Genomic DNA, 24,282 nt, shown 5'->3' with positions numbered 1-24,282 from the left:
GGGGCCCGTGATGCCGAAGCCTGAAGCCACCCAGAAACCGTCCGGGGCACCGGCCGGCCCGCTCGGCCGGACCGCCGCGCTCACCCGGCGGACGGTCCGCCGCGCCGCCCGCCGCGCCGCCGCGCTCACCAGGCGGTACGGCCTGGCCGTGGCGTTCCTCCTCGCCGGGGTCCTCGGCGGCCTCGGCTACTCGCTGTTCACCCCGCCGACCTACACCGCGACGGCGTTCGTGCTGGTCGTGGACCAGGGGCAGAACGGCGGCGCCGGGCCGCAGGCGGTCAGCTTCGCGCAGGCGTACGGGCGGCTCGCGCCGCTCCCGGAGACGCTGCGCCACTCCAGCATCCGGCTGCCGAAGGTCGCGTCCGGTGCCACCCGCGAGCACATCCAGGCGTCCACCTCGCCGGACACGCCGCTGGTCCGGCTGACCGGCAGCGGCCGCAGCGGCGCCGACGCCGCCGCGTTCGCCAACGCCGCCGCCGACGCGCTCGTCCGGTACGGCACGTCCCACCGGGCCGACACCGGCGTCCGCGTCGCGCTGATGAGCCTGGCCGCGGCGCCGGGGACGCCGACCTCGCCCAACCTCCCGCTCGACCTCGCGGTCGGCACCTCCTCCGGCGTCCTGCTCGCCGGGCTCAGCGCCGCGATCGTGAGCGGGCGGCGGGGCCGGGGGGCGCGCGACGCGTCCCGGGCGCGGGCCGCCGGGACGGTCCCGTCGCCCGCCTCCGCGGAGCCGGTCGAGGTCGGCTCGTGACCCCTTCCCGTCCCGCCGGGGCGGACGCCGCGTCCGGCGCCCGGCGGGCCCGTCCCCGCGCGGAGAGGGCCGGGCAGAGAGGCCATGGCTGACGGCTCCGGGCCGTTCCGGGTCCTGCACGTCAGCCAGCCCAACGAGGGAGGGGTGGCCGTCTACGTCGGCCAGGCGGCCGCCGATCAGCGGCTGCGCGGCTGGGACGTCGCGGTCGCCTGCCCGGCGGGCGGTGATCTGCCCGGCCGGTGCGCCGCCGCCGGCGTGCCCTGGCTCGCCTGGGAGGCCGGCCGCGCGCCCGGCCCCCGGACGCCGGTGGAGGCGCTCGCGCTGCGCCGCCTCGTCCGCGCGTTCGCGCCCGACGTCGTCCACCTGCACTCCTCGAAGGCGGGCCTCGTCGGACGCTTCCCGCACCGCATCCCGACGATCTTCCAGCCGCACGGGTGGTCCTGGCTCGCCGCGACCGGGCGGCAGGCGTCCCTCAGCCTGCGGTGGGAACGGCGCGCCGCGGCACGCACGGGCGCGCTCGTCTGCGTCGGCGTCGGCGAGCTGCGGGAGGGGATGCGCGCGGGCGTGCGGGGCCCGTACCGGCTCGTCCGCAACGGGGTGGACCGCCGCCGGTTCCGGCCCGCCGACGACGCCGCGCGGCAGGCCGCGCGGATCCGGCTCGGCCTCCCCGCGGGCGGCCCGCTCGCGGTGTGCATCGGCCGCCTGACCCGGCAGAAGGGGCAGGACGTGCTGGTCGCGGCCTGGCAGGACGTCATGGCGCGGTGCCCGTCGGCGCGGCTCGCCGTCGTCGGGGACGGCGAGGACCTTCCCCGGCTGCACGCCCGCGCCCAGGCGGGCGTGGTCTTCGTCCCGGCCGTCCCCGACCCGCGCGACTGGCTGGCCGCGTCGAACCTGGTGGTCCTGCCGTCGCGGTGGGAGGGGCTGCCGCTGACGGCCTTGGAGGCGCTCGCCACCGGACGCTGCCTCGTCGGGACGGACGTCCCCGGCCTCCGCGAGGTCGTCCGGCCGGGCGTCGGCGCGCTCGTCCCCCCGGACGACCCCGCCGCCCTCGCCGACGCGATCGCCTCCAGGCTGCTGTGCCCCGCGATGGCCGACGAGGAGGGCCGTGCCGCGGCGGTGGCCGCCGTGGACTACGACATCGCCGGGACGATGTCGCTCCTGGCGGCCGTCACCCGCGAGGTCGCCGGGGCCGTCCCGGGCGGGGCGGCGCGGCCGGGCGGGACGGGGGCGGGCTGCCTCGGGGAACCAGGCTGCCCCGGCGAGCCGGAGGGACTCTGCGGGCCGGACGCGCCCGGGGAGGCGGGCGCCGTGCCCGGCGCGGCCGGGGACGGGGCCGCGGCGCCGCCGAACAGCTCGCGGTAGGTCTGGGACGAGCGCGGGTTCTGCGGGCAGCCCCACACGCCGTGCGGGCAGTAGTCGGTGATCGACTGGTACACGACGTCGTGCGAGGCGAACCAGTCATGCATTCCCTGGATATATTGCGAATTGTCGGAATTGCGGAACAGTCCCCACTCGGGGAACGAGAGCGGCTTTCCGCGGGCGGCGGCGAAATCGGCCTGCGCCTTCAGCCCGTAAGGCTCGTTGACATGGTCCTGGAAGGTCTTTCCCCAGGGCTGGTCGTAGCTGTCGGAGCCGATGATGTCCACGACGTCGTCACCCGGATAGCAGTGCGTCCACGGGATCGCGTCATGCCCGCGCGTCGCCGCGAAGTCGAAACGGAAACGCGCGCCCTGAACACCGCGCATCGTGGCCACAATGCGCCGCCAGTAGGCTTTCCACGCCGTCGGGTCGGACGAGCACCGGCCGCCGTAGAACTCCCCGTTCATCTCCCACCCGAGCACCAGGACCGTGTCTCCGGCGCCCAGCGAGACAAGCCGCTGCGCGAGGACGCGATAGTGCTGGTCGAACATCCCCCAGGCGCCGCTGCGCAGCATCGACGCCAGCTGGTAGGCCGGCAGGCCCGCCTCGTTCGGCGCCATCATCGGGACGTTGACCACCAGCATCCTGCGCGGATCGGCCGTCCGCCACGCGGCCCACGGCTTGAGCATCCCCTCCGGGCCCTCGACGCCGCGCCAGTCGTCCCCCGGCAGGTAGGTGCGCCCGACGGTCACCGCCGAGCCGAGCCATTGCTGGAATCTCCCGATTCTTTCCACGCCTTCCGCGCCGGATCCCAGAAAGGCGCCCAATGGCACATGTTTCGTCGGCTCGTACACCGTCTGCGGGCGGATGCGGGTCGCCAGCATGGACGCGGCGAGCGCGAGCACGACCGCGGACGCGGCCAGAACGGGAGGGAGCGGACAGAAAGGCACCCGTTTTCTGCCGCGTCCCCGGAATGGCCGCCCGGTTGGATGGATATCCGCTGCTCGCATGCGTAATGTATGCCCTCTGGCGCTCGCGGTGAACAAATCGGCCGAGGGGCCGATGGGAGAATTTACCTTGCGACGAGGAAGGCTGCTGTGCGCCACGATCCGCGGACGTCCTTCGGCGGGCCCGCCGCCCCACCGCGCCTCGACCCGGGCCTTCCCGTCCTGCTGCTGCGCACCAACCACAATTCCCTGCACCACGGCACGCTCGGCGCCATCCGCACCCTCGGGCGCGCCGGGGTGCCGGTGCACGCCATCCTCGAAGGGCCCGCGAACCCCTCGTCCCGGTCCCGCTACCTGAGCCTCGGGCACCCCTGGGCGCCGCCGGCCGAGCGCCCGTCCGCCCTGCTGAGCCACCTGCGCGTGATCGGCGAACGGGTCGGCACGGCGGCGCTGCTGCTCCCGATGGACGACGCGGGCGCCATCTTCGTGGCCGAGCACGCCGACGCGCTCGCGCCCTCGTTCGTCTTCCCCGCCCAGGACCCCGGCGTCCCCCGGCTCGTCGCCGACAAGTCCCGGCTCATCGCCGCCTGCGCCGCGCACGGCATCCCCTGCCCCGAGAGCCGGACGCCCGCCACCCGGGCCGAGGCCGCCGACGCCGTCCGCGCGCTCGGCCTCCCGCTGATCGCCAAGTGGGCGCGCCCGTGGCTGCTCGCTCCTGGGCGGCGGAGCACGTCACTCGTCCGCACCCGCGACGAGGTGCTCGGGCTCCTCGACGACGCCCGCGACGGCGACGGCCCGCCCGGCGGTGGCGCGGGCCCGCTGATCCTCCAGCGGCGCATCCCCGCGGGCGCCGGTGACTGGTTCTTCCACGGCTACTTCGACGCGACGCTCGACTGCCTCTACGGCGGGACGGGCCGCAAGCACCTCGCGCACCCGCCGCACGCCGGGCACACCGTCGCCGGGGAATGGGTCGACGAGCCCGCCCTGTCGGAGCTCGCGACGCGGGCCGTCCGGCTGCTGGGCTGCCGAGGCATCGTCGACCTGGACTTCCGCCGCGACCCCCGCACCGGCGTCTACCACCTGCTCGACTTCAACCCCCGGATCGGGGCGCAGTTCCGGCTGTTCGCCGACAGGCAGGGCCTCGACCTCGCCCGCGTCCTGCACCTCGACCAGTCGGGCCGCCGCGTCCCGCCCGCCCGCCCGGCGTTCGGCCGCCACCTGCTGGTGGAGAACCACTACCTCCAGCGGACGCTCGGGCGGCCGCTGCGCGCCGGGTCGCTGCGCCCGCTGCGCAGGGCCGACGAACTGGCCTGGTACGCAGGCGACGATCTGCCGCCGTTCCTCGCCATGGGCGGGCAGAGCGTGCTGCGCGCGGCGCGCCGCGCCCGCGCCGCGCTGCCCGGCGGGAGGCTCCACCACACGCACGACACACACACGGGGGAACGAGAATGAGCGACCCGACCAGCGACGTCGTGATCGTCGGCGCCGGGCCCTACGGCCTGTCGACCGCCGCCCACCTGCAGAACGTGGGCCTGGGGGTCAGGGTCATCGGCACGCCGATGCGTTTCTGGGACGAGAACATGCCCGAGGGCATGTACCTCAAGTCCGAGCCGTTCGCGTCCAGCCTGGGCGCGCCGAGGCCGGGCATGGGCTTCACCGACCGCAATCCCGATTTCCGGACCGGACGGCCGATCCCGCTGGCGACGTTCACCGAGTACGGCCGCTGGTTCGCGGCGGAGGCCGTCCCGGGCATCGAGCTCGCCGAGGTGGTGAGCGTCGAGCGCGGCGGCCCCGCCGGGTACCTCGTCACGCTGTCGACGGGTGAGACGGTCGCGACCCGCGCGGTCGTCATCGCCGTCGGCGTCGGGCCGTTCGCCCACATCCCCGAGGAGCTGTCCGGGCTGCCGGACTGGCTCGTCTCGCACAGCAGCGCGCACCGCGACCTCGGCCTGTTCGCGGGCAAGGACGTCGCCGTCGTCGGCGCCGGGCAGTCCGCGCTGGAGACCGCGGTGCTGCTGGCCGACGCGGGCGCGCGCCCGCAGGTCCTCGCCCGCCGCGAGGAACTCGACTGGAACACCGTCCCGGAGGAGCGCCGGTCGCTCCGCTCGAAGATCATCGGCGGGCCGCGGTCGGGGCTCGGCACCGGGTACCGGACGTGGCTGTGGGCGGAGCGGCCCGATCTCGTCCGCCACGTCCCGTACGCGCGGCGGCAGCGGATCGTCCGCGAGACGATGCCGCCCGCCGGGGCGTGGTGGCTGCGCGACCGGCTGGACGACCGCGTCGGGGTCGCGACGGGCCGGCTGCTGGTGAAGGCCGCCGAGCAGGACGACGGCGTCGCCGTCACCACGGTCGACCGCGCCGGGCGGCGGCTCGTGACCGAGGCCGAGCACGTCATCGCCGCCACCGGGTTCGTGACGGACCTTCAGCGGCTCGCGGTGCTCTCACCCGAGATCCGCGTCCGGGTGGACACCCGGTCCGGGGCGCCGGTGCTCACCCGCGACTTCGAGTCCTCGCTGCCGGGCCTGTACTTCGCGGGGCTCGCCGCCGCGGCCACCTTCGGGCCCGTCATGCGGTTCGTGCACGGCTCGGGGTTCGCGGGCCGCCGGATCGCCCACCACATCCTCCACCGGGCGTCACACGGGCGGCGGGCCGCGCCGCGGCCGGAGCCCGTCCAGGAGACCGCGCCGGTGGCGGGGGGCGCGCCGGGCGACGGCGCCCAGCGGTGAACGATCCTCAACCCGGCGGGGCCGCGGTCACCTCCAGGGCGGGCGCGAGCGGCGGAGCACGCGCTCGGCCCGCGCGGTGGCCGTGACCCACTCCCAGCGGGAGTAGAGCGTCCAGGCCCACGACGAGCGCCGCCGCCGGCCCGCCCACGCGGGCCCGGCGGACTCGCCGGGGCCGTCCGGACCCTCCGGAACGCCCAGGTCAGCGGGCTCGCCGAGAAGGTCGCAGGTCGGGCGGGTGACGAAGCGGCGGGCGACCCGGACCGGGACGGGACGGCGGCGCGCCGGCCTCAGCCTGGCGAGCGCGGACGGCGGGACGGGCATCGGCGGGCTCCTTGAGAGACCTCACCGAATGTAGCGCATCGGATACCGTCCGCCATACTTCTCCCGGTCTTCCGGTGAACGCCCGGAGAACGATCTCCGCCCGGACCTTGCCGGGTCTTGGCCCGCCCTCGCCCGCACGCTGACCACGCCCCGCCCCCGGGCCGCCGCCAAGGCGGGCGCGAGACCTCATCCCGGACATCCGCCCGGCCCAAATCCCGGAAACCGGACGAAGGTCCGTCAATGGCGCGCGCGGTCATCAAAAGGGACTGAGTTTGTGTCGGAATTCATGGTCGGGTAAACGATTGGAAAGTGCGGGTGGAGTGGCGCGAACGGAAGTCTCAGTTCGGTGATCATGGTTTGGTAGCGCTCTGACGTGCATCTATGTGACTTCTTGAGAAGACACGGCCGTCGGGCGAACAATTAATCCGCGATTCTGTGCGATGCGGTGCTACCGTCGTGCCGACAGTTCGCCGCCGAGCCGGAAAAGATCGACGCGACCAGGGGGACACCGGAAATGGAGACCGTACCGACGCACCGCGGGGCACTGCGCCCCCGGCACCGGTATGGGCTCCTGCACGCCCTCGCACGGCTGATCGTCGTCACCGGGTTCGCGGTCGCCGGCTGGCTCGCCCTCTCCGCGCTGAGCGACACCGCGTCCGCGGCGCAGCCCGGAGGGGCCGGGCAGAGCGACCACCCGGCCGGCGGGCGCCGCGCGGCTCCCGGGGAGGCGCGGGGACCCGCCGAGGCGCGGGGGACCGCCGCCGAGGGCGGGCTGGCCACCGTCCGCCACCTCACCGGCGACGGGACGCGCCCGGCCGGGCACCTGACGGCGGCCGTCGAGCGCGACATGCGCGAACTCGGCGACGACCCGGTGGCCTACACGACGGCGCGCGGGCGCGACGTCCTCGGCGACAAGGACCGCGCCGTCCGGACCGTCGGTGACCTGGCGGCGACGGGCGTGCACCGGCTGCGTCCCGCCGTCCGCGCGGCCGCGCCGATCGGCCTCGTCCCCGAGGTGGCCGGGCCCCGCCCGGCGCTGAGGGACGGCCTGCTCACCCGGGCGCAGGCCCCGGGCCCGGTGCCGCTCACCGCGGCGTCCGCCGGGAGCGCGGCCCGCGCGTCCGGCGGCGCGGTCACGGCGTCCCACGCGGACGCCCGCCAGGGGACCGTCGCCACCGCCGACGGCCGGCGGCACTACGGTGCCGAGCACCGAGCCCCGGCCGCACCGGGGCCCGTCCTCCCGTCCGGGCAGGACGACCCGCGCAGCGGGGCACTGTCGGGCGGCCATCAGCTCGGCCCGATCGCCGACCTCCGCGCCGACCGCCACGCGGCCGCGCCGCCCGCCCCGGGCACGGGGCTGTTCCACCCTTCGGCGCTGGCCGACCTCGCCGCGCCCGGCGGCCCGGCCGTCGTCCCCGACTAGGCACCCGGCCCGCCGCCGGACGCCCCGCACCGGGAGCGTTCCGCGCCCCGGGCCCACGGGCACCGGCCGGACCACCACCGTCCGCGGGACACCGCCCCGATCCACCGGGCGCCGTCCACACGGATCGCCGTCCGGCAGGCCCATCCCTTAGACGCCGTTCCGCCGCCATGCGCCGGACGAGCCGTCCCCTTGAACCTTCCTGGACCGCGGCGGGCCTCATCGTGCCGCTGCGCGCCGCGCCCACCCGGACGGGTGGCCGCGCGGCGATCCCAACCACCGATTCACCCGAATCGCCGAGAAGAAGAACAGGAGCACCAGCATGCGAATCTGGTCCAAGAACACGAGCCGCGCGGCCCTCGTAGCCGCCGCCTCGGTGACCCTCGGAGCGGGGAGCCTCGCGGGTCTCGCGCCCTCCGCGTCCGCCACCGGCGGCCACCACGGCGGCGGCGGAATGCAGACGTCCGGGAACTTCAGCATCCTGGGCGGCAACCAGGTCTACGCGCCGATCTCCGTACCGGTCGAGGTGAGCGGCAACGCCATCGCCGTGCTCGGGATCGCGCAGGGCAAGTCGCGCGGCGGCGCGTCCGTCAAGAACCACCGCCACGGCGGTGGCGGCGGTGGCGGCGGGATGACGACCTCGGGCATGTTCTCGATCGCCGGGGGCAACCAGATCTACGCGCCCATCAGCGTCCCCGTCGACGTCTGCGGCAACGCCGTCGCGGTGCTCGGGATCGCGCAGGCCCAGTGCAAGGGCGGCGCGTCGGTCATCAACGGCGGCTCCCACGGCAAGCACCACGGGAAGCACCACGGTAAGCACCACGGCAAGCACCACGGCTGGCGCGAGACCGGCGGCACCGGCACGACGAGCGGCTACCGGGGCGCCGACGCCACGGGCACCCAGCGCGTACCCGGCATCGCGGGCGGCCAGAACGCCCCTGGGATCGTGGGCGGCCAGCGCGACCCCGGCGCCCCGAGTGACCAGCACGGACCGGGCGTCCCGGCCGACCGGCCCGGCGTCCCGGCCGACCGGCCCGGCGTCCCGGCCGACCGGCCCGGTGCGACCGGCGGTGCCGGTCTCGTAGGCGGCCAGAGCGACTCCGGCGGCCGGCAGGACTCCGGCGCCCGTGATGGCGGCGGCTGGGGCGGCCACCACGGCGGCCACCACGGTGGCGGCATGCAGACGTCCGGGAACTTCAGCATCCTCGGCGGCAACCAGATCTACGCGCCGATCTCCGCGCCGATCAACGTGTGCGGCAACTCCGTCGCGGTGCTCGGGATCGCCAAGTCGTGGTGCAAGGGCGGCTCCCAGGTCTCCAACAAGCGCGGCGGCGGCGACGGGATGCAGACGTCCGGGAACTTCAGCATCCTCGGCGGCAACCAGATCTACCTGCCGATCTCCGTGCCGATCGACGTCTGCGGCAACGCCATCGCGGTGCTCGGCATCAGCCAGGCGGCCTGCAAGGGCGGCGCGAGCGTCGAGAACGGCGGCGGGGACAAGCCGCGTCCGCCCAAGTGGCACAAGCCGCCGAAGTGGGAGAAGCCGGTCAAGCCGCGCAAGCCTCGCAAGCACCGTCCCGGGGCCGGGCACCACAAGCTGCCGAACACCAAGCGGGTCGCCGCACCCCGTCCCGCGGCCGAGCCCGGTCGCCCGTCCATCCTGCGTGAGCTGATGCGCAGCACGCCCGTCAAGGCGCCGGGCCTCGTCCAGACGAGCTTCCAGGAGGAGACGCCGGTGAAGGTCGCCGCCCCGCTCGTGGGCTGACGCCGGCGCCGGACGACCCGTCACGGACGGACGGCCCGGGGCCGGGCGGCAGGCGCACCGCGGAGCGCCGGCGACCAGGCCCGGGGCCGTCACCGTCCACCGGACCCCCGGCCGCCGAGACGGCCGGGACGCACGACGATCGACCATGGTCGAGGAGGAGGGGGCGGCAGACGTGCCGCCCCCTCCTTCCCGCGACCGGACCAGAGCGATGGGAGCCAGACGATGCTCGACCGTACGTCCCGCCCGGCCGCGGCCCTCGCCGCCGGGCTGCTCACCGGCGGGCTCCTCACCGCCGTGGCCGCGCCGCCGGCGCACGCCGCGCCCGCCGGCGCCCGGCGGGGCGCGGTGATCGCGAAGATCCGCATCAAGCGGATCGGCCTGCGGGCACGCGTCCTGCACGGCATCGCGCCGAGGATGCTCCAGAGGGGGGTCGGCCACTACCCGGGGACGGCCTATCCGGGGCAGGAGGGCAACACGGTCCTGCTGGGCCACCGCACGACGTACCTCGCGCCGTTCGGGAGGATCAACGAGCTGCGGCGCGGGGACCGGATCGTCCTGAGCGCGGGCCGCGCGTCCTACGTCTACAGGGTGAAGCGCAAGCGGATCATCAGGCCGCGGGATCGGCGGGCGCTGGAGGCGGTCCCCTTCAAGCGGGGCAGCGTCCCGGACGGGACGTACGTCACGCTCATCAGCTGTCATCCGAGGGGATCGGACCGCCGCCGCCTCGTCGTCGTGGCGGCGCTCCACCACACGTCCCGCCGGCCCCGCTGACCCGGCGCCCGGCGGGCGGGTGTCAGGGGCGTGCGGCCGCGGCGGGGTGGCAGTCGACCATCATCTCGATGTTGCGGGTGTGGGTGAGGGCCGCGGTGCCGTCGCGGTCGAGGGCGGCGGCCAGGACGGAACCGACGGCGCCGGCGAGCAGCCCGCGGATCTCCTCGGGCCGCACGCCCGCCGGTTCCCAGGACCGCAGCGTGGCGTCGCCGGCGACGGTGACGTGGCGGACCCCGGCCAGCAGCAGCGCCAGCTCGCCGCGCCGTGCCAGCCCGGCGGCCCCGGCGGGACCGGCCAGGGCGATGACCGCGCCGAGGCGGCGGGCCACGCCGTGCAGCGCGAGCAGCGCGGGGCGCTCGTGCGCGGCGGCGCGGAAGAGCGGCGGGCAGCCCTCCTCCTGCCACCGGCCGTATTCCCCGAAGAAATGGCTGTCCACGTTGCGACACTAGGGGCGCGACGCGGCACGGAGGCGCGGGACACTCCACGCTTCCGGTCTTTTTACCCTGCCGCCCGAAGGGCGCGGACCATGCCGGTCAGCGCCTCCCGTAAAGAGAGATCAGGCCGTCGTAGTCGCCCTTTCCGAGAGTGGCGAGACCGTCATCGCAGGAACGCACGAACGGCGCCATCGTGAGCCTCGCGTGTTCCGGGCCCTCGACATGCGAGAGGCCGAGCACGTGGCCCGACTCGTGCGTCACGACGGCCGCGGTGTCGTAGCCGCCCGCCGGGCATCCGCCGGCCGCGCCGTCCCCGGCCGTCGTGCCGGGCCACCACCGCTTGCCGTGGGTCTGGAGCGCCATGTCGGTCTCGATCGTCCTGCCGCCCTCGAACCACAGGCAGGTCGCCGCGAGGACCTCGGGCTCCGCCTCCCGCATGGCCAGCCAGCCGAAGGTGTTCATCCGGTCCTGCGGCCCGCAGCCCGCCTGGACGGTGATGTTCGGGGTCCGGTCCGTCCGCCCCGCGTTGGCCTCCCGCACGTCCGGCGGCGGCGCGTACCGCCGTCCCGGCGTGCAGTCGGTGCGGGCGCCGACGATGTTCGCGATGCCCGCGGCGATGCCCGTGACCGGCTGGTCGCCCGTCCCGGGGCTGAAGTGCCACCGCACGGTCCCGCCCTTCGGCCACCTGCCCGGCTCCGCGCGGTACGTGCCGTCCTGGCACGGGTCGAGGGCCGCGCGCGTCCCGCGGGGCCTGCCCTGCGGGACCCGGGCGCCGCGGGTGGAGATGGTGATCTCCCCGGCGCGGGGGTCGACGCGGACGCGCAGCTCCGCCGCGCCGTCGGTGCGCAGCTCGTGCGCCGTGACCGACGCGCCGTCCCGGGGCACGACCACCGCGAGGCCGTTCGCGCCGCGGACCGTCCGGCCGCGCAGGTCGCACCGCGCGAGATTGATCTTCTCCGGCATCGCCCGGGCCGTCAGGGGCCCGGGCTTGCACCAGGCGGGCGGCCGCCGGTGCGCGCCGCCGGGCGAGGCCGCGGCGGCGGGCGCGAGGGGGACCGTGAGCGCGAGGACGGCGGCGGCCGCCACGGTCCCGTTCCTGTGCCGGTGCCACGCGGGCGGGAATGCGTCCATACCAGTGCTCCGATGATCGGAATCGTTGGTCGGAGTGTTGCGCGGCGGCGCGATAGGCAAACGGCCATTTCTCCAAAGTGATCTCCATTTGGCGGGGCTGCCGTTTACCAAATGGCTTCTCATGACGATATGTAAGGCTTTCGTAGATCGTTCCCCATAGTCATGCAAACAGGTTTACTGCGGGTTCATCCGGAAAAGCAGCAGGTAATCCGGCAACTCGGGATCAACAGAACCAGGGCGCCGGGGCCCGGGCCCACCGGACCGCCGCCCGAGCGAGAGCCACCGCGACCGGAGGGGCGGGAGCCGGCGGGTTCCGCCGCCATCGCGGACGGGCCGCCCCCACCCCGCCACTCCGGAAGCGGACACGAGAGCAGAGGTGTTCAACGTGCAGACGGAGACACAGGTCCGGGAACTGATGGGCTTGAGCGTGACCGACACCCACGGGACCAAGGTCGGCACGATCAAGCAGGTCTACCTCAACGACGACTCCGGCGCGCCGGAGTGGGTCACGGTGCACACCGGGTGGTTCGGGATGCGGGAGAGCTTCGTCCCGCTGTCCGGGGCGCGCAAGGAACAGGACGCGCTCCAGGTCCCCTACGACAAGGAGACCATCAAGGGCGCCCCGAACGTGGACGCGGACGAGCACCTGTCGCACGCCCAGATCGTCGATCTGTACCGGCACTACGGCGTCCGCCCGCCGAGCGGCCGCAGCGCCCCGGGCGAGGGCGGCACGGGCAGGCAGGCCGGGGACCGCCCGGAGACGGGCGCCCAGGGCAAGGCCGCGCCGGGCACGCCCACGAGCGCGGGCACCTCGGGCACGCCCGGCACGTCCGGCACCGCGGGCACGGCCGCCGGGAGCGCCGGGACGGCGGGGATGGCCGTGCATCCCGAGCGGCAGGGCAGGCGCGGGCAGGACCTTCCTCCGCAGTCGGCGCGTCAGGGCGCCGAGGCCCCGATGACCGAGATCACCCGCTCCGAGGAGCAGATGCGCATCGGCACCGAGCGCCACGAGTCCGGGCGCATCCGCGTCCACAAGTGGGTGGAGACGGAGACGGTCGAGCGGACGATCCCGGTCTCGCACGAGGAGATCAGGATCGACCGCGAGCCGATCACCGGCGGCCGTCCCGACGCCGAGGTGACGCTCACCGAGGACGACCAGGAGATCATCCTGTACGAGGAGCGCCCGGTCGTGGCGAAGGAGACCGTGCCTGTCGAGCGGGTCCGCATCCACACCGAGCAGGTGCAGGACGAGCAGACCGTCCGCTCCGAACTCCGCAAGGAGCGCATAGAGGTGACGCGTGAGGACGGCGCGCGCCATGACCGCGGGCGCGGCGCCGACCGCGGGCGCGGCGCCGACCGCGGGCGTGGCGCCGACTCCGGCCGCGCTGAGCGGGGACGCCGCAGGCCCTGACGACGTCCGCACGCGCCCTCGGGCCCCTTGCCGGATGACGCGTGCCCGGCCGGATCCGCCGCACCCGCCGTCCGGCCGGGCACGTCGGCGCGGCGTCCCCGGAGGACGGGGTGGCCGGATGCGGCCACCCGGCCGGACCGGTCCAGTCCGCCCCCGCGCAGAACGTGTTCTCGTTACTCATCCGAAACAGAGGTCAACTTCCGGACTTGAGGTGTGGTCACCGATTCTTTTGCGCTTTCGCCTGCCTATCAGGACCAATAGTTGGGTTTCTTGACAAACAGGGGCGCCCCGGGAGAAGTTCCAGACGATGCCACACCATCGGCCGCTGGTCCGGTCCGGTCTCTTGTGGGGGGGCGACCCCCCACACCCCCCGGAACGGCCCGGTCTCTTGTGGGGGGGCGACCCCCCACACCCCCCGGAATGGCCCGGTCACTGGCCTGACGACCCGCCACTGACCAACCCCCTGGGCCGGCCGCTTGCTGGGGCGAGCGGCCGGCCGCCGGTTTACCGGGGCGGGTCCCGGTCAGGACGTGGGGATGGACAGGACGGCGTTCGTGCTCGGCGGCGGCGGCGTCCTCGGCGCCCACGAGATCGGCATGCTGCGGGCCCTGGAGGAGACGGGCGTGCGCCCCGACCTCGTCGTCGGCACCTCCGTCGGCGCCCTGAACGGGGCCCTGGTCGCGGCCGACCCCGGCACCGCCGTCCGGCGTCTCACGGACCTGTGGTCGGACGAGCGGGTTCGCGCGGTGTTCGGCGCCCGCGTCTGGTCACGGCTGTGGACGCTGGCCCGCTCCGGCACGCACCTGCACGCGAACGACCCGCTCCGCAGGATGCTCGCCGAACTGCTGGAGACCTCGCGGATCGAGGACCTCGCCGTCCCGTTCCAGTGCGTCGCGGCCTGCGTCGAGACCGCGATGGCCCACTGGTTCACCGACGGGCCGGTCATCCCGGCCGTCCTCGCGTCGTGCGCCGTGCCCGGCCTGCTGCCGCCCGCGCGGGTCGGGGACCGGCACTACTACGACGGCGGGCTCGTCCACAGCATCCCCGTCGGCCGCGCCGTCGAGCTCGGCGCCACCACGATCTACGTCCTGCACGTGGGCCGCATCGAGCGCGACCTCGCGCCCCCGCGCCGTCCCTGGGAGGTCGGCATGGTCGCGTTCGAGATCGCCCGCAGGCACCGCTTCTTCGAGGAGATGGCGGCGCTACCGGACGGGCTGTCCGTGCACGTCCTGCCCGCCGGAGGACGGCCGCGGAAGGCCGGCGTCGACCTCACCCAGATGCGGTACCGGGACGTCTCCGGCATCGCCGCCCACATCGAACGCGCCTACCAGGCGTCCCTGAAGTACCTCAAAGAAGTGTGACATGCCGCCCCCCATCGTGCGCCGCGTGCTCTGCACGCCCCTCCTCTTCGTCCTGACCCTGCTGGTCCTCGTGCTGTACCCGCTGGCCCTCGTCGGCGGACGGCCCCGGCGCCTGCTCTCGTTCGCCCTCGCCTGGGGCGTCCTGGAATCCCGCGCCGTGCTCGCGTGCACCTGGCAGTGGCTGCTCCGCCGCCCCCGGTCGGACCGCCACTACGACATCATCCGCCGCTACGTCGCGGGCCTGTACTCCTGCGCGGAGAGGCGGCTCGGCCTGGACGTCAGGGTCGACGGCACCTGGGACGGCCCGTCCGAGGACCGGCCCCTGATCGTCCTCAGCCGTCACGCGGGGCCGGGGGACGCGCTCCTGCTCGTCCACCACCTTCTCAGCGACTACAGGCGGCGTCCCCGCGTCGTCATGAAGGCCATGCTCCAGTTCGACCCCTGCATCGACATCGTCGGCAACCGCCTGCCGAACGCGTTCGTCGTCCCCGGCGGCGGCACCGCGGGCATCGAGCGGCTCGCCACCGGCCTCGGCCCCCGCGACGCCCTGGTGATCTTTCCCGAGGGCGGCAACTTCACCCCGGCCCGCCGGCGCCGCGCCATCCGGCACCTCGCGCGCCGCCGCCGCCTCGACGAGGCGGCCCGCGCCGCGCGGATGCGTCACGTGATGCCGCCCCGGTCGGGCGGCGTCCTCGCCGCCCTCGCCGCCGCGCCCGGCGCGGACGTCGTGTTCGTCGCGCACGTCGGCCTCGACCACATCACCACGGCGGCCGAGGTCTGGCGCCGCATCCCGCTCGCGGACCCCGTCCGCGCGCACTGGTGGCGCATCCCGGCCGAGGACGTCCCGCGCGGCGCCGGCGCGCAGGTCGACTGGCTCTACACGCAGTGGCAGAAGGCCGACGCCTGGATCGCGGCCGGGAGCCGCGCATGATCCCCGCGGGTACGCTCGTGCCATGGACGAGGGCACGGTGAGGGTGGACCTGTGGATCTGGTCGGTGCGCCTCCTGAAGACCCGCTCGATGGCCACGACCGCGTGCCGCGCGGGGCATGTCCGCGTCAACGACGAGCGCGCCAAGCCCGCCACCCCCGTCCGCCCGGGCGACGAGATCCGGCTGCGCCATGACGGCCGCGAGCGCATCGTGATCGTCCAGCGGCTCGTCCGCAAGCGGGTTGCCGCCCCGGCCGCCGCGGAGTGCCTGATCGACAAGAGCCCTCCGCCGCCGCCGCGCGAGGCGCTCATCCCCATCGGCCGCCGCGACCGCGGCGCGGGCCGTCCGACCAAACGCGACCGCCGTGAGCTGGACCGGCTCCGCGCCCTGCACCAGAGCCGCGCCGCCCACGACCTGTCCACCCCCTCGGAGGACGGTTCCTGACGGCAGGCCCGCCGTCCGCCGGACGTGCCGCCCCCGGGCCGAGGCGGGATGCGGTCCTGGAACGCCTCCCCGCGTCGCGCCTCTTCCCGCCGCCGTGACCGCCGGAGGATCCGGTCGGCGCGGCACCCCCGCGTGACCTCGCCGGCCGGCCGGCGGGCGACGGGGAAGAACGGACCGCATCCCGCCACCACCTTTTGTAGGCGACCGGGCGCCGCCGCGTCCGGTGCGCACCCGCGCGGGCGCACCCGAGACCGCGCAGGTGCGCACCACCGCGCAGGCGCGCGCCTGTACACCGGGCCACCGCGGGGAGACCATGCAGACGTGGACGAGCGGACCGTGAAGCACCGGCTTCCCTACCCCTACGACCAGGACCTCTCGGGAGTCCTGCGGCGGCTGAACCGGCGGACCCCCGCCAGCCGCGACAGGCTCGCCAACGATCCGGTGACCGCGGCCTACCTGGCCGCGGGCATGCGCCTGATCGGACGGCACCTCGGGCCGTGCGCGGTCCGGACGTCCGCCGACCCGGAGGACGTGAACGCCATCGACCGCCCCCTGCTCGCCTTCCTGTCGCAGCGGGCCGTCGTCGCCGAGGTCGGCACGAACCCCGACCCGTTCCCGCGGATGGGGAGCGTCTCGACGCTGCGGTCCACGTGGGGCTGCCACTCGGACTTCATCTCCGACCTGCTGCGGTTCGGGCTGTGGTCCTCCCACCCGAGCCACTGCGACGCCGCCGAGGCCGCCGACATCCTCGAACGGCTGCTCGAAGGCCCCGACTACGTGGAGGCCCTGCACCGGCTGGGCTTCTGGAACATCCTGACCCTGGTCGACCGTCCCCGCTTCCGCCTGGAGCTCTTCGTCACCGCCGCCGCGGAGGGCGACGAGGTGATCCAGAAGGCGATGGCGGAGAACTTCCGGGAGATCAAGGAGCCGTGGACGGAGATCTGCGAGGACCTCATGCGGGCGCGGGGCCTGCGGCTCCGCCCGGGGCTCACGATCGACGAGTTCGTCGATCTGATCAGCGCCATGATGGAGGGGACGGCCCTGCGCGCCCTCGCCGACCCCCGCGCGGGCGTCATCGACCGTGCCGCGCAGAGGACGCTCGCCGGGACGGGCCTGCTCGCCCTCATCCGGGGATGCGTCGTGCGCGACGACCGGTCCGACGACCGGTCGCTGGAGGAGGCGGTGCACGCGATGGTGTACGACCTTCCCGCCTCCCTGTACGAGGCCGCCTACTGAGCCCGGCCCGGTGGGCGAGGGCCAGGCGGTCCAGGGGCAGGCGGTCGAGGGGCCGGTGGCTTGCGGGCCAGGAGGCGGCCCTGGCCGAAGCGCTCGGTCTCCACGGGCTCGCGGGACGCGCGGGCCTCCACGGCGAGTCCCGCCTGCTCCAGCAGGCCGGCGAGGCGGCCGAGCGGCCAGCGGTAGGCGCGCGTCACCTTGTGGTCGAACGGCCGGACGGTGTCGGGGGACTCGTAGAAGCCGAACAGGAGCCTGCCGCCGGGGGCGAGGACGCGATGGACCTCGGCGAGCACGTCCGGGAGCAGTCCGGGCGGGGTGTGGATCGTCGAGTACCAGACGAGGGCGCCGCCGACCGACCCGTCCGGCAGGGCGAGGGCGGTCAGGGAGCCCTCCTCGAACCGCAGCGCCGGGTGCGCCCGCCGGGCCAGCGCGATCATCGCCGGGGACAGGTCGAGGCCGAAGGCGGTGCGGCCGAGCGCGCTGAGGTGGGCGGTCAGGTGGCCGGGCCCGCAGCCGAGGTCGGCGACCGGGTCCCCGGCGAGCTCGGCGAACCCGGCGATCAGGGCCCGGTCCAGAGGGTGGTGCCCGCCGACGTCGCCGAACAGGTCGGCGTAGAGCGCGGCGACGGCGTCGTAGGCGGTCCTGGTGTCTGCTTCGGTCACGGGCGACGACGATAACCCCTGTGGACAGGCCGACGGATGGGACCGGTGTGCCTGGGTGAGGATTTGCCCTTTATGGGGCTTGTGGTGGGAAGTGTGGTGGAACGTCCCGACATGTGGCGGGGGTGAACGGGCCGACACCGTCCGATCGAAGGGGACCAGCCATGACTCAATCCGCCAATTTCCCGGCCCCGGCGCGCGACATCTGCGGGACCATGCTCGTCCACCGGAGACTGCTCAACGACAGCATGACCTACCGCGCCCAGCGCGCGCGCATCGAGAACCGCGCGCTCCAGTACGAGACGGGACGGCGCAGCGCGGTCCGCAACGAGGTGCTGACCATCCCCGTCGTCGTCCACGTCGTCCACAATCCCGCCCATCCGGAGCAGAACGTCGGCGACGCCCAGGTCCACAGCCAGATCGACGTCCTCAACCGGGACTTCCGGGCGGCGAACGCGGACGTGTCCCAGGTGCCCGAGGTGTGGCGCCCCCTGGTCGCCGACGCCCGCATCGAGTTCGCGCTCGCGACCCGGGACCCGCTCGGGAACCCGACGGAGGGGATCACCCGGATCGAGACCGACCGGGACGGGTTCGACACGAGCGACACGGTGAAGGCCGCCGAGACCGGCGGCGCCGACCCGTGGCCGAGCGACCAGTTCCTGAACCTGTGGGTCTGCCAGCTTCAAGGCGGGTTGCTGGGCTACGCGCAGTTCCCCGGCGGCCCGCCGCAGACCGACGGCGTGGTCATCCTGCACACGGCCTTCGGGACGACCGGGTGCGCCGCGTCCCCCTTCGACGGCGGGCGCACCGCGACGCACGAGATCGGCCACTGGCTCGACCTCCTGCACATCTGGGGCGACGACGACGGCGCATGCAGCAACGACGACCGCGTCGGCGACACGCCCAACCAGGCGTCCTCCAATACCGGCAAGCCCGCGTTCCCCCACGTGACCTGCGACAACGGGCCAAATGGGGACATGTTCATGAACTACATGGACTACGTCGACGACGAGGCCATGTTCATGTTCACCCGGGGGCAGAGCGAGCGGATGGACGCGTGCCTGGAGGGGGCCCGGGCGTCGTTCGTCGTCGCCCACCAGGTCGGCACCGCCAAGGCCCCTGCCGCGGCCCCGGCCGCCGAAGCGCCTTCGGAGGCGGCGGCCCCCGCCGCTCCCTCGGTCCCGCCCCAGGCCCCTGCCGCGGCCCCGGCGCCCGCCGCGCCCGCCGCCGCCCCGGCCGCGGCGGCGACCGGCGGGAACGGGCACGCCGCGCACGACAGCGAGGTGGAACGGCTGCTCAGGGAGGTTCTCAGCGAGGTCCAGGACGCGCTCGGCATCGTCACCGGTGATGGCCGATGAGCCAGGGCGAGAGCACCGTGGGCGCGGCGCCGCCCGACGTCACCGGCTCGTGGCTGCACTCCTTCGAGGAGGACACCGGCACCACGGAGGTGTACCGGCCGTCCGCCTACCGGTTCCGCCCGGCGCGGCGGGTGCGGGGCGGCCTGGAGTTCCGGCCGGACGGGACGTTCGTCGAGCGCCGTCCGGGCCCCGACGACCGGCTTTACGAGGTGCAGGGCCGCTGGGCCGCGCAGGGGGCGGGCCGGATCGGCGTCACCTTCCCGCAGGGACGCGCCGCACCCTACGAGATCACGGTCGTCTCCCGCACGCAGGACATGCTCGCGATCACGCGGTGACGCCCGCCCGGGACGGCTCCGGGGGGCGGGAGCGCGGGGCGGCGCGCAGATGGATGCGCTCGCCCTGGCGGCCGAACAGGCTGAGGATCTCGACGGGCTCGTCGCCGGCGGGCCCGAACCAGTGGGGGAGCCGGGTGTCGAACTCGGCGGCCTCGCCCGGCTCCATGACCAGGTCGTGGTCGGCGACGATCAGCCGCATCCGCCCGGACAGGACGTACAGCCACTCGTAGCCCTCGTGGGTGCGGGGGTCCGGCTCGTTCTGGTCGGCGGGAATGATCGACTTCCACGCCTGGAGGGGACCGGGACGGCGCGTCAGGGGCACCACCGTCCGGCCGTTGGCGGCTCGGGGCGTGAGCGGGACGCGCGGGTCGCCGACCTCGGGCGCGCCGACCAGCTCGTCCAGCGGCACCTGGTGGGCCTGCGCGATCGGCAGCAGCAGTTCGAGGCTGGGCCTGCGCTGCCCGGCCTCCAGCCGCGACAGCGTGCTCTTGGAGATGCCCGTGGCCTCGGCGAGCGCGGCCAGGGTGACGCCGCGCCCGGTCCGCAGGCGCTTCAGCCGCGGGCCGATCTCGGCGAGCGTTCCGGCGATCCCGGGAGCGTGTTCCATGACCCCATTCCATCCCGGCATCCCGGAAACGGCAACAAGAGTTGTCGCCACCGGACGGTGCGCGCCGCAGGGCCGGCTCCTCCGCCCCCCGCCGGCGGATCAGGTGCGCCGGTAGATCGTGATGGTGTGGCCGACGTCGTCGATGGGCTCGCTCGTGCGGAGGAGGGCGATCAGCCGTGGGTCGGCCTTCGCGATCCAGCTGTCGGACACCACCAGCAGCCCGCGCACCTGCCCGGGAGGCGCGCCGAACGGGTCGGAGGCATCGATGCCGTAGTAGGACGGGACGCCGCTGCCCTTGTAGGCCAGCCAGACCTTCTCGCGCGGGTAGCGGGCGCGGAGGCGGTCGGCGAGCCGTCCGAGGTCCTGCCCCCAGTCGGCGTTGGAGTCGTGCAGGCGCAGATGGGTCTTGGACGGCCCGCCGAACGCCTCGTTCGAGTACGGCAGGTAGGACGGGAAGGTCCGCAGCGAGCTGACCACGGCGAACAGCAGCAGCGCCGCCGCGGCCCACCGCCACCGGACGGCGCCGCGCCACGGCAGCGCCACCGCGCACGCCGCCGCCACGGGCAGGAACATCGGGACGACGATGACGTACCGGACGCCGAGGTCGCGTGAACCGGCCATGGCCGCCACCAGCAGGACCGCCGGGGGCAGGAGCACGTAAGGGGCGGCGGGACGGAACCGCCGCGCCGCCATGGCCGCGATACCGGCGGCCCACAGCGCCAGCGCGCCGAGCGGCGTCTTCACCAGCAGCGCGGCGGGCAGGTAGTACCAGAGGGAGCCGCGGTAGGTCCGCCCGAAGAGGAAGCCGGTCCACGTCGAGCCCTCGAACCCGAACTGGATGCGCATCCCGTCGCGGAACGGCCGCGGGAACGGCATCAGGCCGGCGGCGAGACCGCGCGCGCCGCCGAGGTCCGGCACGCCCGGCGGCGCCGTCCAGCGAAGCCGCGGGTCGACGGCCAGGTAGGACGCCCACACCACGGCGACCGCGACGACCAGGACCCCGGCCGCGGCCCCGGCGCCGCGGACGGCGAGCGCCCGCCGCGAGGCGCGGCGTCCCTCGCGCGGCTCCGGGCCGGAGGGACGCGTCGCCGACCACGCCGCGAGCGCGGCCAGGACGGGCAGGGCGGCCAGCATGGTCATCTTGGTGGCCACGGCCGCGCCGAGCGCGGCGCCCGCCGGTGGAAGCCAGAGCAGCGGGCGCTTCCGGGCCCGCCACAGCAGCCACGCCGAGGTCAGCAGGAACCCGGCCGCCGGAACGTCCAGGGTCGCCAGCGACCCGTGCGCGACGACATCCGGCGAGAACGCGTAGAGGGCGAGCGCGACCAGCCCGCCGGTCCGTCCGGCGAGGCCGGACGCGAACGCGAAGACCACCAGCCCGAACAGCAGCGTCAGGACGATCACCGGCAGCCGCGCGGCGAGCAGCACCCGCTGCGCGTCGTTGCCCGACCCGTACAGCAGGCGGCGCCCGGCGTCCTCCTGCGTCCCGGCGAACCCCGCGTCCATGCGCGGGTGCGCGAACGCCACGCCCGCGGCGATGACGAGCTTGCCGAGCGGCGGATGCTCGGGGTTGAGGCGCAGGTCGTGCTCCCGCTGGTAGGACAGCGCGGCGGCCGCGTACACCGGCTCGTCGATGGTCGGGCTCTGCCGGACGGCCGCGGTGACCATCGCGGCCGCCATCACCGCCAGCAGGGCCACCGCGCAGAGCGCCACCGCCCACGGCGGGAGCACGCGGGACCCGCTCGGGGCGGTCGCACCGTGCGGCGAGGTCACCGCCCCACCTAACCACCCCCGGCCGCGCGGATCCGGGCGATGCGCGAGGTGCGCCGGGTGGCGTCCGGGCCGAGTCCGCCTGAGAAGCCGAGTCCGCCGGAGAAGGAAACGGTGGTGTTCCCGGCGGGCCGTCGGCCGGGTGCCTCAGGAGCCGGGGGCCGCGCCGTCTCCGATGGTCCCGTTCCCGGTCGTCTCGGCCAGGCGGGCGGCGAGGAAGGCGCGTTCGGCGTCGTTCCCGGCGAGGTCGATCGCCTGCCCGTACGCCTCGGCGGCCTCGCGCGCGCGGCCCGCCCGCCGCAGCAGGTCGGCCTTGACCGCCGGAAGGTAGTGGTAGGCGGCGAGCCGCCCGTCCCGTTCGAGTTCCTCGACCTCGGCCAGCGCGGCGGACGGCCCGGCGACCATCGCGACCGCGACCGTCCGGTTGAGGGCGACGACCGGCGACGGCCACGCCTCCAGCAGCGCGTCGTAGAGGACGAGGATCTGGTCCCAGTCGGTGTCGTCGTAGGACGGGGCGGTCGCGTGGAGGGTCGCGATGGCCGCCTGCAAGGTGAACCGGCCGGGCCCGCCGCCGCGGAGGGCCTCGATGACCAGGCCGTCCGCCTCGGCGATGGCGTCACGGTCCCAGAGCGCGCGGTCCTGGTCCTCCAACAGCAGCGGCCGCCCGTCCGGCGCCGTGCGCGTGGCGCGCCGGGCGTGGTTGGCGAGCAGCAGTGCCAGCAGGCCCCGCGCCTCCCGCTCGTCCGGCAGCAGCCCGGTCAGCATGCGCGCCAGGTCGAGTGCCCGCTCGGCGATGTCGTCCCTGGTCAGGGTGGGGCCCGTGGGGGCGGTGTGACCCGTGGTGAACAGCAGGTGGACGGTCGTGAGCGCCCCGTCCAGCCGCGCGGGCAGCTCGTCCGGCCCGGGGAGCCGGAACGGGATCCGCGCCTGCGCGATCTTCTTCTTCGCGCGGGTGATCCGGGCGGCCATCGTCGCGACCGGGACCAGGAACACGCCCGCGATGTCGGGCGTGGCCACGCCGCGGGCCAGCCGGAGCGTGAGCGCGACCTGCGCCTCGGCGGACAGCGCCGGGTGACAGCACAGGAAGACCAGCCGCAGCCGGTCGACGTGCGGCTCCGGCTCGCCCTCCGGCTCCACCAGCAGCGGCAGCTTCGACCGCAGCGTCCTGGCCCGCCGCAGCGCGTCCAGGGCGTTGTGCCGCGCCGCGGTCGTCAGCCACGCCCCCGGACGGGACGGCACGCCGTCGCGCGTCCAGGCGCCGAGCGCCGCGACGTAGGCGTCCTGGACGCACTCCTCCGCCAGATCGAGGTCGCGGGCGACGCGCACCGTCGCGGCGAGCACCCTGGCCCACTCGCGGCGGTGCGCGTCGGCGACCGCGCGCCGGACGGGCGAGCCGTCCCCGCGGCCGGTCACCCGGTGAGCAGCGGCCGCACCTCGACGGCGCCGTCCATGATCGGGAGCAGCCTGCCGATGGCGACCGCCTGCTCCATGTCCGCGGCCTCCACCACGAAGAACCCGGCGATCACCTCCTTGCTCTCGATGAACGGGCCGTCGGTGACCATCCCGCCCTTGTGGATCGTGCGGGTGGCCGAGCTCGGCTGGAGCGCCTGCTCGTTGACGACCCGCGCGCCCATCGCCTCGATCCGCTCCCCGGCGCGGAGGTTGGCCTCCATGACCTCGGGCGGGATGTCCGCGACGCCCCCGGGGGTCTCCGCCTCGTAGATCAGAATCGCGTACTGCGGCATGGCCGGTCCTGTCCGCTCGTCTCGTCGCCGGTCACCGTCGCTGCCCTGGTCACCGGCCGTCTGTGCCCGGTTCCCAGTTGCCGGTCTCCGGGCCCATCGCACCGTATTCGAGACGGCCGTCCCGGGTGTAGGTGCTGATGACGACACCGGTCCCGGACGTCGTGGTGCCCGCGTGCCTGAGGCGGGCCGGGACCGTCCCGTCCCCGAACAGCCGCTTCCCGGAGCCGATGAGCACCGGGAAGACCAGCACGTGGAACTCGTCCACCAGATCGTGCCGGAGGAGCGTCTGGATCAGCCCGGCGCTCCCGTGCACCTGGATCTCGCCGCCCTCCTCCTCCTTGAGCCCGCGGACGGCCTCGGCCGTGTCGCCCGTCAGCAGCGTCGAGTTCTGCCATTCGACGCTCTTCAGCGTCCGCGACGCGACGTACTTGGGGATGCCGTTCAGCTTCGCCGCGATCGGGTCGCCGGCCTCGGCCAGCGGCCAGGTCGCGGCGAAGACCTCGTAGGTGCCGCGTCCCAGCAGGAGCGCGCCCGCCCGGGCGGTCAGCCCGCCCATCAGCTTGATCATCTCCGGCTCGAAGAACGGGACCGCCCAGCCGCCGTGCCCGAATCCGCCGTCGCGGTCCTCGTCCGCCCCGCCCGGCGCCTGCATGACGCCGTCCAGGGACACGAACGCGGTGACCAGCAAGTTCCGCATCGTTCTCTCCTCCGCTCGTCCTCCGCCGGGCACCACAGGTGGTGCCCTCACCCACTACGGCGAACGAGCCCGCCCCCGATCGACACCCTTCCCCGGCTTTTTCCGCCC

General features: G+C 74.9%; 23 protein-coding genes and 1 pseudogene. 14 read left to right on the top strand and 10 right to left on the bottom strand.

The genetic code is table 11. From position 1 onward, the window contains the following. Positions 1-10: 10 nt before the first annotated feature. Entirely contained in the window at positions 11-751 is a 741-nt protein-coding gene (locus AGRA3207_RS18690) for a Wzz/FepE/Etk N-terminal domain-containing protein (RefSeq protein WP_231336005.1), read from the top strand. Between the two features lie 84 nt (positions 752-835). Next, the gene (locus AGRA3207_RS18685; RefSeq protein ID WP_231336004.1) at positions 836-2,113 is read left to right on the top strand and encodes a glycosyltransferase; all 1,278 of its coding nucleotides are present in this window, start codon (positions 836-838) and stop codon (positions 2,111-2,113) included. Positions 2,114-2,343: 230 nt separating this feature from the next. Here AGRA3207_RS18685 and AGRA3207_RS18680 read toward each other — a convergent pair. Further along, positions 2,344-2,577: pseudogene (locus tag AGRA3207_RS18680) on the bottom strand (glycosyl hydrolase); the annotation flags it as partial. Positions 2,578-3,207: 630 nt separating this feature from the next. Here AGRA3207_RS18680 and AGRA3207_RS18675 point away from each other — a divergent pair. Together AGRA3207_RS18675 and AGRA3207_RS18670 are read left to right on the top strand one after the other, a co-directional pair. Continuing rightward, positions 3,208-4,509: a carboxylate--amine ligase gene (locus tag AGRA3207_RS18675; protein WP_231336003.1), complete on the top strand. Its 1,302-nt coding sequence runs from the start codon at positions 3,208-3,210 to the stop codon at positions 4,507-4,509. Continuing rightward, complete coding sequence (locus AGRA3207_RS18670) at positions 4,506-5,783, top strand: NAD(P)-binding domain-containing protein (protein WP_231336002.1); 1,278 nt, start codon at positions 4,506-4,508, stop codon at positions 5,781-5,783. The genes AGRA3207_RS18675 and AGRA3207_RS18670 overlap by 4 nt, the downstream gene beginning before the upstream one ends. Before the next feature lie 27 nt (positions 5,784-5,810). Here AGRA3207_RS18670 and AGRA3207_RS18665 read toward each other — a convergent pair whose 3' ends face one another. Next, on the bottom strand, positions 5,811-6,104 hold the full coding sequence (locus AGRA3207_RS18665; RefSeq protein WP_231336001.1) for a hypothetical protein: 294 nt from the start codon (positions 6,102-6,104) through the stop codon (positions 5,811-5,813). 514 nt (positions 6,105-6,618) lie between these two features. Here AGRA3207_RS18665 and AGRA3207_RS18660 point away from each other — a divergent pair. From AGRA3207_RS18660 to AGRA3207_RS18650, 3 genes are all read left to right on the top strand, one after another. Next, positions 6,619-7,527, top strand: a complete 909-nt coding sequence (locus AGRA3207_RS18660; protein WP_231336000.1) for a hypothetical protein — start codon at positions 6,619-6,621, stop codon at positions 7,525-7,527. A gap of 319 nt (positions 7,528-7,846) precedes the next feature. Further along, entirely contained in the window at positions 7,847-9,289 is a 1,443-nt protein-coding gene (locus AGRA3207_RS18655) for a chaplin family protein (protein ID WP_231335999.1), read from the top strand. Positions 9,290-9,511: 222 nt separating this feature from the next. Next, entirely contained in the window at positions 9,512-10,060 is a 549-nt protein-coding gene (locus AGRA3207_RS18650; protein WP_231335998.1) for a class E sortase, read from the top strand. Between the two features lie 22 nt (positions 10,061-10,082). Here AGRA3207_RS18650 and AGRA3207_RS18645 read toward each other — a convergent pair whose 3' ends face one another. After that, the gene (locus AGRA3207_RS18645) at positions 10,083-10,496 is read right to left on the bottom strand and encodes a hypothetical protein (RefSeq protein ID WP_231335997.1); all 414 of its coding nucleotides are present in this window, start codon (positions 10,494-10,496) and stop codon (positions 10,083-10,085) included. Positions 10,497-10,593: 97 nt separating this feature from the next. Continuing rightward, entirely contained in the window at positions 10,594-11,625 is a 1,032-nt protein-coding gene (locus AGRA3207_RS18640; protein ID WP_231335996.1) for a matrixin family metalloprotease, read from the bottom strand. A 385-nt stretch (positions 11,626-12,010) separates the two neighbouring features. On the opposite strand from AGRA3207_RS18640, the gene AGRA3207_RS18635 reads away from it, so the two are divergent. The 5 genes from AGRA3207_RS18635 (at position 12,011) to AGRA3207_RS18615 (ending at position 17,006) form a co-directional block, all read left to right on the top strand. After that, positions 12,011-13,036 carry a DUF2382 domain-containing protein gene (locus tag AGRA3207_RS18635; protein WP_231335995.1) on the top strand — a complete coding sequence of 342 codons (1,026 nt, stop codon included), beginning with the start codon at positions 12,011-12,013 and terminating at the stop codon, positions 13,034-13,036. 536 nt (positions 13,037-13,572) lie between these two features. Further along, a complete protein-coding gene (locus AGRA3207_RS18630; RefSeq protein ID WP_231335994.1) occupies positions 13,573-14,397 on the top strand; it encodes a patatin-like phospholipase family protein in 825 nt (274 codons plus the stop codon). A gap of 1 nt (position 14,398) precedes the next feature. Then, on the top strand, positions 14,399-15,328 hold the full coding sequence (locus AGRA3207_RS18625) for a 1-acyl-sn-glycerol-3-phosphate acyltransferase (protein ID WP_231335993.1): 930 nt from the start codon (positions 14,399-14,401) through the stop codon (positions 15,326-15,328). A 22-nt stretch (positions 15,329-15,350) separates the two neighbouring features. Continuing rightward, positions 15,351-15,770 carry an RNA-binding S4 domain-containing protein gene (locus AGRA3207_RS18620; RefSeq protein ID WP_231335992.1) on the top strand — a complete coding sequence of 140 codons (420 nt, stop codon included), beginning with the start codon at positions 15,351-15,353 and terminating at the stop codon, positions 15,768-15,770. 321 nt (positions 15,771-16,091) lie between these two features. Continuing rightward, the gene (locus AGRA3207_RS18615; RefSeq protein ID WP_231335991.1) at positions 16,092-17,006 is read left to right on the top strand and encodes a hypothetical protein; all 915 of its coding nucleotides are present in this window, start codon (positions 16,092-16,094) and stop codon (positions 17,004-17,006) included. Here AGRA3207_RS18615 and AGRA3207_RS18610 read toward each other — a convergent pair. Next, positions 17,000-17,668 carry a class I SAM-dependent DNA methyltransferase gene (locus tag AGRA3207_RS18610; protein WP_231335990.1) on the bottom strand — a complete coding sequence of 223 codons (669 nt, stop codon included), beginning with the start codon at positions 17,666-17,668 and terminating at the stop codon, positions 17,000-17,002. The genes AGRA3207_RS18615 and AGRA3207_RS18610 overlap by 7 nt on opposite strands. Before the next feature lie 161 nt (positions 17,669-17,829). Between AGRA3207_RS18610 and AGRA3207_RS18605 the strand changes: the two genes are divergently transcribed. Continuing rightward, the gene (locus AGRA3207_RS18605) at positions 17,830-19,023 is read left to right on the top strand and encodes a zinc metalloprotease (protein WP_273700054.1); all 1,194 of its coding nucleotides are present in this window, start codon (positions 17,830-17,832) and stop codon (positions 19,021-19,023) included. Then, positions 19,020-19,358, top strand: a complete 339-nt coding sequence (locus tag AGRA3207_RS18600; RefSeq protein WP_231335989.1) for a hypothetical protein — start codon at positions 19,020-19,022, stop codon at positions 19,356-19,358. Before AGRA3207_RS18605 ends, AGRA3207_RS18600 begins: the two co-directional genes overlap by 4 nt. Here the strand turns inward: AGRA3207_RS18600 and AGRA3207_RS18595 are convergent. The 5 genes from AGRA3207_RS18595 to AGRA3207_RS18575 form a co-directional block, all read right to left on the bottom strand. Then, complete coding sequence (locus AGRA3207_RS18595) at positions 19,348-19,965, bottom strand: helix-turn-helix domain-containing protein (protein ID WP_231335988.1); 618 nt, start codon at positions 19,963-19,965, stop codon at positions 19,348-19,350. The genes AGRA3207_RS18600 and AGRA3207_RS18595 overlap by 11 nt on opposite strands. Positions 19,966-20,064: 99 nt before the next feature. Next, positions 20,065-21,735 carry an ArnT family glycosyltransferase gene (locus AGRA3207_RS18590; RefSeq protein WP_231335987.1) on the bottom strand — a complete coding sequence of 557 codons (1,671 nt, stop codon included), beginning with the start codon at positions 21,733-21,735 and terminating at the stop codon, positions 20,065-20,067. Between the two features lie 144 nt (positions 21,736-21,879). Next, complete coding sequence (locus tag AGRA3207_RS18585; RefSeq protein WP_231335986.1) at positions 21,880-23,145, bottom strand: RNA polymerase sigma factor; 1,266 nt, start codon at positions 23,143-23,145, stop codon at positions 21,880-21,882. Further along, positions 23,142-23,477 (bottom strand): YciI family protein, encoded by a 336-nt coding sequence (locus tag AGRA3207_RS18580; RefSeq protein ID WP_231335985.1) that lies wholly within the window; start codon positions 23,475-23,477, stop codon positions 23,142-23,144. The genes AGRA3207_RS18585 and AGRA3207_RS18580 overlap by 4 nt, the downstream gene beginning before the upstream one ends. A gap of 49 nt (positions 23,478-23,526) precedes the next feature. Next, a complete protein-coding gene (locus AGRA3207_RS18575; RefSeq protein ID WP_231335984.1) occupies positions 23,527-24,174 on the bottom strand; it encodes a dihydrofolate reductase family protein in 648 nt (215 codons plus the stop codon). Positions 24,175-24,282: the final 108 nt, after the last annotated feature.

It is taken from the genome of Actinomadura graeca, from assembly GCF_019175365.1.
In the GTDB taxonomy this organism is placed as follows: Bacteria; Actinomycetota; Actinomycetes; order Streptosporangiales; family Streptosporangiaceae; genus Spirillospora; species Spirillospora graeca.
The sequence above is the reverse complement of the archived record's forward strand: the minus strand, read 5'-3'. Positions and strand labels throughout refer to the sequence as shown.

Excerpts from the sequence above, each read along its gene's own strand:
- AGRA3207_RS18690 (WP_231336005.1), top strand. The coding sequence starts at position 11 with ATGCCGAAGCCTGAAGCCACCCAGAAACCGTCCGGGGCACCGGCCGGC.
- AGRA3207_RS18685 (WP_231336004.1), top strand. The coding sequence starts at position 836 with ATGGCTGACGGCTCCGGGCCGTTCCGGGTCCTGCACGTCAGCCAGCCC.
- AGRA3207_RS18670 (WP_231336002.1), top strand. The coding sequence starts at position 4,506 with ATGAGCGACCCGACCAGCGACGTCGTGATCGTCGGCGCCGGGCCCTAC.
- AGRA3207_RS18665 (WP_231336001.1), bottom strand. The coding sequence starts at position 6,104 with ATGCCCGTCCCGCCGTCCGCGCTCGCCAGGCTGAGGCCGGCGCGCCGC.
- AGRA3207_RS18660 (WP_231336000.1), top strand. The coding sequence starts at position 6,619 with ATGGAGACCGTACCGACGCACCGCGGGGCACTGCGCCCCCGGCACCGG.
- AGRA3207_RS18655 (WP_231335999.1), top strand. The coding sequence starts at position 7,847 with ATGCGAATCTGGTCCAAGAACACGAGCCGCGCGGCCCTCGTAGCCGCC.
- AGRA3207_RS18650 (WP_231335998.1), top strand. The coding sequence starts at position 9,512 with ATGCTCGACCGTACGTCCCGCCCGGCCGCGGCCCTCGCCGCCGGGCTG.
- AGRA3207_RS18640 (WP_231335996.1), bottom strand. The coding sequence starts at position 11,625 with ATGGACGCATTCCCGCCCGCGTGGCACCGGCACAGGAACGGGACCGTG.
- AGRA3207_RS18630 (WP_231335994.1), top strand. The coding sequence starts at position 13,573 with ATGGACAGGACGGCGTTCGTGCTCGGCGGCGGCGGCGTCCTCGGCGCC.
- AGRA3207_RS18625 (WP_231335993.1), top strand. The coding sequence starts at position 14,399 with ATGCCGCCCCCCATCGTGCGCCGCGTGCTCTGCACGCCCCTCCTCTTC.
- AGRA3207_RS18620 (WP_231335992.1), top strand. The coding sequence starts at position 15,351 with ATGGACGAGGGCACGGTGAGGGTGGACCTGTGGATCTGGTCGGTGCGC.
- AGRA3207_RS18605 (WP_273700054.1), top strand. The coding sequence starts at position 17,830 with ATGACTCAATCCGCCAATTTCCCGGCCCCGGCGCGCGACATCTGCGGG.
- AGRA3207_RS18600 (WP_231335989.1), top strand. The coding sequence starts at position 19,020 with ATGAGCCAGGGCGAGAGCACCGTGGGCGCGGCGCCGCCCGACGTCACC.
- AGRA3207_RS18595 (WP_231335988.1), bottom strand. The coding sequence starts at position 19,965 with ATGGAACACGCTCCCGGGATCGCCGGAACGCTCGCCGAGATCGGCCCG.
- AGRA3207_RS18580 (WP_231335985.1), bottom strand. The coding sequence starts at position 23,477 with ATGCCGCAGTACGCGATTCTGATCTACGAGGCGGAGACCCCCGGGGGC.
- AGRA3207_RS18575 (WP_231335984.1), bottom strand. The coding sequence starts at position 24,174 with ATGCGGAACTTGCTGGTCACCGCGTTCGTGTCCCTGGACGGCGTCATG.